Source organism: Paraglaciecola sp. (genome assembly GCF_030730205.1).
Lineage (GTDB): Bacteria > Pseudomonadota > Gammaproteobacteria > Enterobacterales > Alteromonadaceae > Paraglaciecola.
On record NZ_JANQVQ010000302.1, the window covers coordinates 1 to 7,832 of the forward strand.

The following is a 7,832-nucleotide window of genomic DNA, read 5'->3' on the forward strand; positions in this document are numbered from 1 at the left end:
ATGTCAACTTGAGCAAGTAGTCGCCAATCCAAATCTGAAAACCTGCATTATACGCAACAAAGATTATGCCTGCGCCTATGATTGCATTAATGGCTATCTGAAGAGGGAAGGCCATCACAAATCATATGAAGTTCTTTAAGCCTACACCATATCAAAATAGGGATAATGCTCTTCCAAACAGTCAAAAATTGAATCAGGGTCGCGTAAGTACCACCTTTTTTGAATCAGTCTTTTAGGAAATGTGTTGAGCACAGCGATTAATGCCTCAGGATCGCAGTTGTCTTTCTTAACAAAAGAGACTCTCCTTGTTTTATAGTCGCTATGCATATATATCGTTTGAATCACATAACCTTTAATTTTTAGCCGCTTAAATATTTCTTGGGGGGTACATTTGTGAAGCCAAGCAAGCTTGTTAATCGATATATAATCACGCATGAATTCGTTGACAGTAACGTAGTCCAGCAAATTAGGGCCTGTTTTTACGTATTTCGCATAAAGTAATCCAATATGCATAGTGATCAGCTGCCCAATAGCCTCCACGGGATAGGCAAGAACATTGGCCAGTTCTTCCATTGATAAGTGGTCATTAAATACTGGTCGGGCGTTGATAAACGCAAGCAACGATGATTTTTCGATGAATATACGACTGCCTTTTAATAGATGTTGATGATCAAACCTTGCTTCAATCTCACCTTTGAGTATGGCTAAAAATATCTCCCCTTTTGTCAATGCATAGGCTTTTAAAACCTCGTCAGACAAATAACTAAAACAGACTTGATCACCGCCCATAAGGAATTGGTAATGCGGCAGCCGGACATTTATCCGTTCAACTGTCGATTTAAAACAAAATAGCGCATGGTTAAGTACACGAGTATTGCTAATTGGAATGCAGATGTTCATCTCAATTAGCTCATTTAAGGTCACGAAATCCAAGCCAAAGGCTTTATTTAACTGTTTGCCCGAGCAATGCTGCTCTAGCTTGCTTACATCATTATTTAAGAACTTTAAACGTTTTGGTGGAAGTGTTTTTTCTGAGAGTGATGACAGGAGCTCCAGATTGGCTTTATCAATGCCAGCCATCGTTAAAGCCAATCTGGGCTCGCAGAGCTCACGGCACTTCATAACAGCGGCTGTCAGTGTACTCAACTTTTCTGACAGCACTGGCTCAAGCAATATGCAATTTTTCAAATGGTGAGTGTACAGATAATCTTTATATTTCATGAGCGAGAGCTCGTCTGAAGCGAAATTAAAAGCACATTCAAAAGCAAGCACAATGTGCTTGTTTCGAAGCTTTTTCCATTCAGTGTTTTCCTGTAGCAGATCCCATGGTCGCAAGATAAGTTCTGCTATGGCAGATAACTTCTGCAAAAACTGAAACGGATTACTTTGGCTGTTTGCACATTTCATATATTGGAGTTGGCTACCACCCCCAGACGTGAATGAGGTTAAACAATGTGGACACTCAGACCGTAATGACGATGAAACTACAGCATCGCACACGAGGCAATGATCAACCAACTCTGTGCCATGAACCTTACAGTGCGTAATGTACGGTATCTGATGCACAGAAAGATGCGGCTTTTTGTCATCGACGCAGTCAGGGCAAATGCGCAATTGTTCAACACTATCCTGATAAAACTCAAAACTTTCAACGGTAATAGCTGACTTATTAGCAAAAGGGGCAATATGGATATCTATTGCAGTATTGACCGAGTGTTTGTCGGTAAACCATTTTTTCAAGGGTTTCTGCTCACACGCTTTAATCAAAGCATTTGCGGACTTCCATCCATGGGAGGTCGCAATATCTTCGCAATAATGGAACGCTGATTCTCCGCAAGCTGGAAGCCTGACTGTTTGAGTAGGGTTCATCACTCAGACTCCTTCTCAAATTTTGAGTAGTCCTCAACCTTCAATTCCGTCTCTATCGCTTCGATACTCGCTGTAAAAGGGTTCACCTTTGTTTTACGGACTTCTCGGACCAAAAATTGATAAGATGCATTTAGCGACTTGAGTGTTAACGGCTTGATTTTTTTAGGATCGGTAAGAAAGCCGGTCGCTTCATCAAGTAGGTCAACAAATAGTCGTAAATCACCATTAGTCGCAGCATAAAGACGAAGACAAAGCTCATATTGGCCGAAGTTAGAAATATCCAATGAATGTGCTTTAAAGTACGCTGCCATGAACTTTCTTGTGATTTTTTGCCACTTTGGCGAATCAAAACCCATGTAATTTATTCGAATTATTTTTGCGAAGCGCGAAGCGGCCTGTTCGTTGTTTTTCGCTATTTTATTTACACCATGTACGCCGACGAAAATACAAGCTATTTGGTTGTCATCCGATATTGACTTTATGTCATCTAGGGTGTGCCGAATAACGCCGTCACTGCGTTTTTCAATCAATTGTTGAAATTCATCAAAAATCAAAACTTTAACCTGTTTTAGTCTTAGTTGTTTGATGACCCTCTCTTGAAGATTCTGCTCTGTGCCTGAATAAGGGCTATGATCTCCAAGTGCCACGAGTATCTTTGAGAGATACTGTTTAGTACCGGGAGTGGTTGGCGACTTAACAATGTAAATTGGTGGTGGGTGCCCAGCTTGAACATAATCTTGGTTTATCAGCATCATCTCACGTTCGCACGTTGTCGTTTTTCCAACACCTGTTGGCCCTTCTATGATCACGCCGCTCGGCGATTTTCGTCGTGTTGAACGTAGACAGTAATGCAGTTTATCTCTAATCACTTGAGTGATATGAGAAGTGATATACTTTTCTTCATTAAATAGATGTTGAATAGTCATTTTTCCTCCTAGTTACCTATGTCATCTAAATCAATTTCGTTTTCCCACTCTTCATAGACATCATCATCTATCGAAGTCGATTGGCTGCTACTATGTGTAATTACGTTTTTGGGTACAACAGAGACATTGCCAGCTAAACTACTCATCTCGTTAGCGTATTCTTCGCTATACACGGGGTGATGCTGTGCATTTTGTTTGCGGCGCTCAGATTGTTGATTTTTCTTGTCCGTGCGTAACAAGCGATGCTGCTTTTCAATTGATCTGGCAGTGTTTACTGTGTCCTTACTAGGTTCATAAAAACGTTGTTCAGCAAGCGGAATATTCATCACACGCTCCTCAGCGAGATGTTTAAACACTTCTCTTTGAAGAGGTTTTTCATTGGGAATGCCATACGCATCTAAGTCTGAGCAGCTTACTTGTCGTGGTTCTTTCGTTTTCGGGTGAATAACCGTTATAAAGCGCACATCAATTTGCGAATACAAAATGGTTACGTTACTGAACACTTCTTTCTCAGCGTAGCCAGTGTGACCATCCTTACTAGAAATGAGCCACTTATGTAAACCACTGTCGCGATACCAACGTCCATCAATAAAAAAACCATCTTCATTTTTATGAAATTTCCGTTCAGCATTGCAGCCGTATAGCTCAGTTGCAGAAGGCAGTCTGACTTGTTCTCTGATAGCTAGTGGTTGCTTGTTGAAATCTTCATTCCAAACATCTATTGGTGCTCGACCGTTTAAGCCTGAATGAGGGTTTTTGTGATACACCTCATGAATAAAGTGCTCAAACTCTCGGATAAACCCCTCAAGCGTCATAGATGCCTGATCCTTTACATTTTCACCGAGCTTGATCGTATTGCCTCTGAATTTTTCTCTACCTAAGTAACCCGGAAGGAATCTCAGGAACATCCGCCTGATGGTGTTATTTAGTGACTCAATAAACGGTTTTTCTTGAGGTTGCCGCGCAGTGGTGATCAGCAATGTAATGTTGTTTGCAATCAAAAATGGACTACATATATCTGACGTTGCTGGTGCGCTTGCATCTGTTGCAACAAGAGGAAGCTTGTTAACGATTGGCCAGCGCCGATCTCTATCGAAAGACAGTGCATGTTTCAGACAAGCCAAAATGAGATCGGCGGTTTCACTCTTTTTCTTAGTTATATGCAACGAGTAGCCAAGAATTACTCTTGAATACACGTCCATCACATACATTAGGACGACAGTGCCCAGAAAAACTGTCGTATCGTTTTTATCGACAATGCCTATATGGATATGCAGGCCATCCATTTCACAGCGTTCCAGAATGGTCGACACTCTGAACTTTTTCAGTTTTGCCCGGATTTTCTGTTTGGCTTTGGTCTTACCGTACTTAGCAATCAATACTTCTTCGTCGCTTAGCGCTTTTATCCGATTTCTTAAGGTATTTAAGCAAGGGACCTTAAAGTTATATCTGGGGTCTTCGGCATGTTCAGCTTTTATGGCCTCAACTTTGTCACAGAAGTATTTATAAATATGCTTTACAGATTTAGGGCTGTTACATAAAAAGTAATCCGCAATGCAATCCTGAAATGCCTCTTCAACTTCTGGTATGTAGCGCTGCCGGGTCTTTGTCGAAATGAAACCATCCATTAGTGACATTTTGTTATAGCCGCTGTCTCGGTATCGCTTTACCCAACCTTGAACAGTTGAGCGGCAGGGTGGATTATTATCAGATGTATTTCCTGATACTACTTTTATCGCTTCGTCTACCGCGGCAGGGCGTGTCGGGGCAGAAGGGCTTTCTTTTATAGCTCGAAGCACATATCGCTCACGATAGTCGATCTGTACTGATTGTTCTGCTGTTAAATATCTGGAAAAATTTTCAGCTTGAAACTTTTCGATTTGTATATCTCCAGCTTTGATTGCACGTGAAAAATCACTTAGCGGGATCAGCTTGGTGCTATATGACGAAGTATCATCTTCATCATGAATTTCCCGATAACGAAGTTCATTTTCGTTACGATAAATATTTAACACCTCACAATTTACGCCATTGTAGTTAAAGTGTGTTGACTGGCGAAGGAATGGGATACTCATGCTGTCCTCCTAACGGGTGTTGAAGGTTTCAAAAGCTTATCCATGTCAAATGCAAAATATCCTGCTTTGATCAGTCCGAAATGGCATATGGGAAAACCATACAGTGAAAGACTTTGCTCCAATTGCCCAAAGGTAAAATTTTCAGGGAGTATGGCGTATAGGCTACTTACAACCATTTCGATAAACTTCGGGTGAAAATAACTGATGTCAGCTGCCAATATTTTCCCTGCATTAACAAAGGTTTCATAAGGCACGTCGTTATCCGTTTTGATCTCGAACGCAAATCCAGCATGATTAAAGGCATCACGAATTTCATCTAACCGCGCTTTTTCTTGCACAGTCAAAAGTTCGATAGGCTTTACTTCAACAAACGTCATTTCACCATCGTCGTTTACGGTGACTATGTCTGGCGTATAAGTGCGTAAATGTTTAGCGTTCTTGGGCAACCATTTCATGGTGCCTTGTTGTGAATCCATAAATTTAATATTTGGATTTAGCGCATAAGCTCTCAGCACGCCAAGCTCAAGATAAGACTGAAAGCGCAACTGTTTTTTATTCTTGTCACATGTAAACCGACCGGAAATCATGATTGGACTCGACCGATAGATATACTTTGAGATCGTCGTCCGAGCATGGATATTAATTTTTTTTGTCATTTCACACCTCATTAGAAATTGCTTTATGAGGCGGAATATAGTCAAAAATTTTTAGGAGTAAATAGTCAAACAGAAGATTATTGGTAAAGCCAATAACAAAAAAACCGTTTAAAATCAATTGGATATTGACATTGACCGTTCTTTGTGATACTATGAATTTGTAAGTCTTTGGTTTGATTGTCTTTAGGTTGTTTTAACAACACATTTCTATAAATTCACCAATATTCCATTAGGTTATATATTATAGCCAATTATTATAAGTAATTTTTTTAAAAATACGCCTAGGCGCTATAACGGGTACAGTGAATTATTGAAGTCTAAAACCCAATCACAATTCTTAATTAACTGTCATCCGTCTCACCCTGAAACACAACTAGTCTATTACTCGTGAAGGGTTTATCGACATGGACTGGAATGATATGAACTATGCGCAAAAGCAAAGGCTTGCCTACTATAGTTATTTAAACCTGCTTACCACCCGCCATCTGACTCTAACTATTGCGAAAAGAATACCGGACAATTACTAGAACATGACGGGTTCCTAAAAATCTATAGATTTTTAGCGATTGCTAGGCATAATCTGCAATAACAACGTTTCAAAACGGACAATAAACAAGATTAGTGAAAGTTGGGGGAGGGGATTATAAAAGCCCTATTAATTTTTAGAGGTCTGGTGGTGTATGATGAAAATTTCCATTATAAAAATCAATATTTATGTTACAGGATGGACAGCAAAAACATCCTTGTTTAGTAGCTTTAGTTGCATGATCCCATTCAATATTTGAATTGCAAACGGGGCATGTCCCGCACCAAGCGCCCTTAGTTCCAGATGGGACAAAACAGCTAGCTAATAACATTGGTATACCGATAATTGCTCCTATACCCGTAAAACAGAGTAGTAAACCTAAGCAACCACCACCTAAATTTGCCGCTAAATATTTACCTTTTACGACTTTAACTTTGTCATTCCAAATTGCTTTAGATTTGAGATTTTCAACTTTTTTATCTGCTTTTAACGCAGGAACTTTTTTAATGGTAATATTTTTTGCTGTTTCACTTAAAGACGATTTGCAATGCTTGCAAATTAGAGCAAAAGAAGAGATTTCTTCTGCACAATATGGGCATGCTCTTCTTTCAAAATGGCAGTTAGAATCTTTATTAATTTCATCATCATGGTTCATAACAACTATCCCTGTTGTGGTATTAAATCAAATTTAAACCTGTTTAATATCCAATCAAAATGTAATCATTAATATAGTCAGCTAGGATGTGACAATGTTAGCAAAATCCATGATTAAATCGAGTTTTCAAACTTGATGAAACGTTACATTATTCTTAAATTATTCATCGCTTTTCTTACATCTGAACAGTTGTCAGGGCTTTGTCCATTAGACTGCTGATTTGCATGGTAAACCAAGCCATCAGAAGCAATTTTTATATACTGCGCTTTTGCATTCAGGTCGTGAGCAAAGCTTCTGTCAATCCATCGGCCAAGCTCAGTCGATTTTTTTTCTACATCTAATCCACAACCCATTGCTCGACCAATGATAGTTGTATAACTCGCCATCCTGTCTGTTAATTGTCTTTGATTAAAAGCATTATTAGACGTACCTGAGCTGGACGTTCTATTGATGTTATTAACAGGAGTATGGCTTTGTCTATTTTTTACTTGCTGGAATTGCTCTAACTCATTTTTTAATAGCTGGATCTCATCTGACAATTTGTTTTTTGTTTGAAGAGTTCGATCAAATTCAGTTTCAAAAAAATCCAATGTCAGGCATACAGGTTCAGCTTCTAAAATTTCAAATTGAGTTAGTAATAAATCTGAGTCAAGAATCAATTTTTTAAATCTGTCGTTATTCGTCGCGCTTACTGGCTTTAACTTGTGGAGCATTTTTATATTAGAAGATATCAGCATTGCTTTATTACTGTCTGCATCGACAATACTTGATATGCGTTCCTTACAACTTTCCAGCGCTTGTGAGATGCTATTCTTCTCAATTGATCTTTTTAATAAAGAGGTCTCGGTGTTAACTTTTACTAACAAACGAGAAATGGATGTAGCTTCATTAACAATCAATTCTTCTACTTGAGGTAATCCTGAATTTTCGCATGAAAGATCAGGCTTCAGGCTTTGTAATTCTTGATTAATTTTGTTCAATTTTATTATTTTATCGTGCAAAGTAATTTCATTCTCAAAATCAGAAGCAATTGTTACTTCTTGTTCAACGGTTGCTAAATAAGAACTTCGATTTTTATAAATTGTGTTGCAGCTAGAGAGCTTTTCAGTATTTTTTTGAAGAGCT

The 7,832-nt window shown here is 38.9% G+C and carries 6 protein-coding genes; all 6 read right to left on the reverse strand.

Annotated features, from left to right (window positions below):
* Positions 1 to 141: 141 nt before the first annotated feature.
* A complete protein-coding gene (locus NWQ57_RS19570) occupies positions 142 to 1,869 on the reverse strand; it encodes a hypothetical protein (RefSeq protein WP_306023867.1) in 1,728 nt (575 codons plus the stop codon).
* Positions 1,869 to 2,795 (reverse strand): TniB family NTP-binding protein, encoded by a 927-nt coding sequence (locus NWQ57_RS19575; RefSeq protein ID WP_306023868.1) that lies wholly within the window; start codon positions 2,793 to 2,795, stop codon positions 1,869 to 1,871. Before NWQ57_RS19575 ends, NWQ57_RS19570 begins: the two co-directional genes overlap by 1 nt.
* An 8-nt stretch (positions 2,796 to 2,803) precedes the next feature.
* Positions 2,804 to 4,870, reverse strand: a complete 2,067-nt coding sequence (locus NWQ57_RS19580; protein WP_306023869.1) for a hypothetical protein — start codon at positions 4,868 to 4,870, stop codon at positions 2,804 to 2,806.
* Complete coding sequence (locus NWQ57_RS19585) at positions 4,867 to 5,526, reverse strand: hypothetical protein (RefSeq protein WP_306023870.1); 660 nt, start codon at positions 5,524 to 5,526, stop codon at positions 4,867 to 4,869. The genes NWQ57_RS19580 and NWQ57_RS19585 overlap by 4 nt, the downstream gene beginning before the upstream one ends.
* Before the next feature lie 662 nt (positions 5,527 to 6,188).
* A complete protein-coding gene (locus NWQ57_RS19590) occupies positions 6,189 to 6,707 on the reverse strand; it encodes a hypothetical protein (protein ID WP_306023871.1) in 519 nt (172 codons plus the stop codon).
* 143 nt (positions 6,708 to 6,850) lie between these two features.
* On the reverse strand, positions 6,851 to 7,832 hold a 982-nt coding region (locus tag NWQ57_RS19595), incomplete at its 5' end, for a hypothetical protein (RefSeq protein ID WP_306023872.1).

Coding starts and splice junctions, on each gene's coding strand:
- NWQ57_RS19570 (WP_306023867.1), bottom strand. CDS start 1,869: ATGAACCCTACTCAAACAGTCAGGCTTCCAGCTTGCGGAGAATCAGCG.
- NWQ57_RS19575 (WP_306023868.1), bottom strand. CDS start 2,795: ATGACTATTCAACATCTATTTAATGAAGAAAAGTATATCACTTCTCAT.
- NWQ57_RS19580 (WP_306023869.1), bottom strand. CDS start 4,870: ATGAGTATCCCATTCCTTCGCCAGTCAACACACTTTAACTACAATGGC.
- NWQ57_RS19585 (WP_306023870.1), bottom strand. CDS start 5,526: ATGACAAAAAAAATTAATATCCATGCTCGGACGACGATCTCAAAGTAT.
- NWQ57_RS19590 (WP_306023871.1), bottom strand. CDS start 6,707: ATGAACCATGATGATGAAATTAATAAAGATTCTAACTGCCATTTTGAA.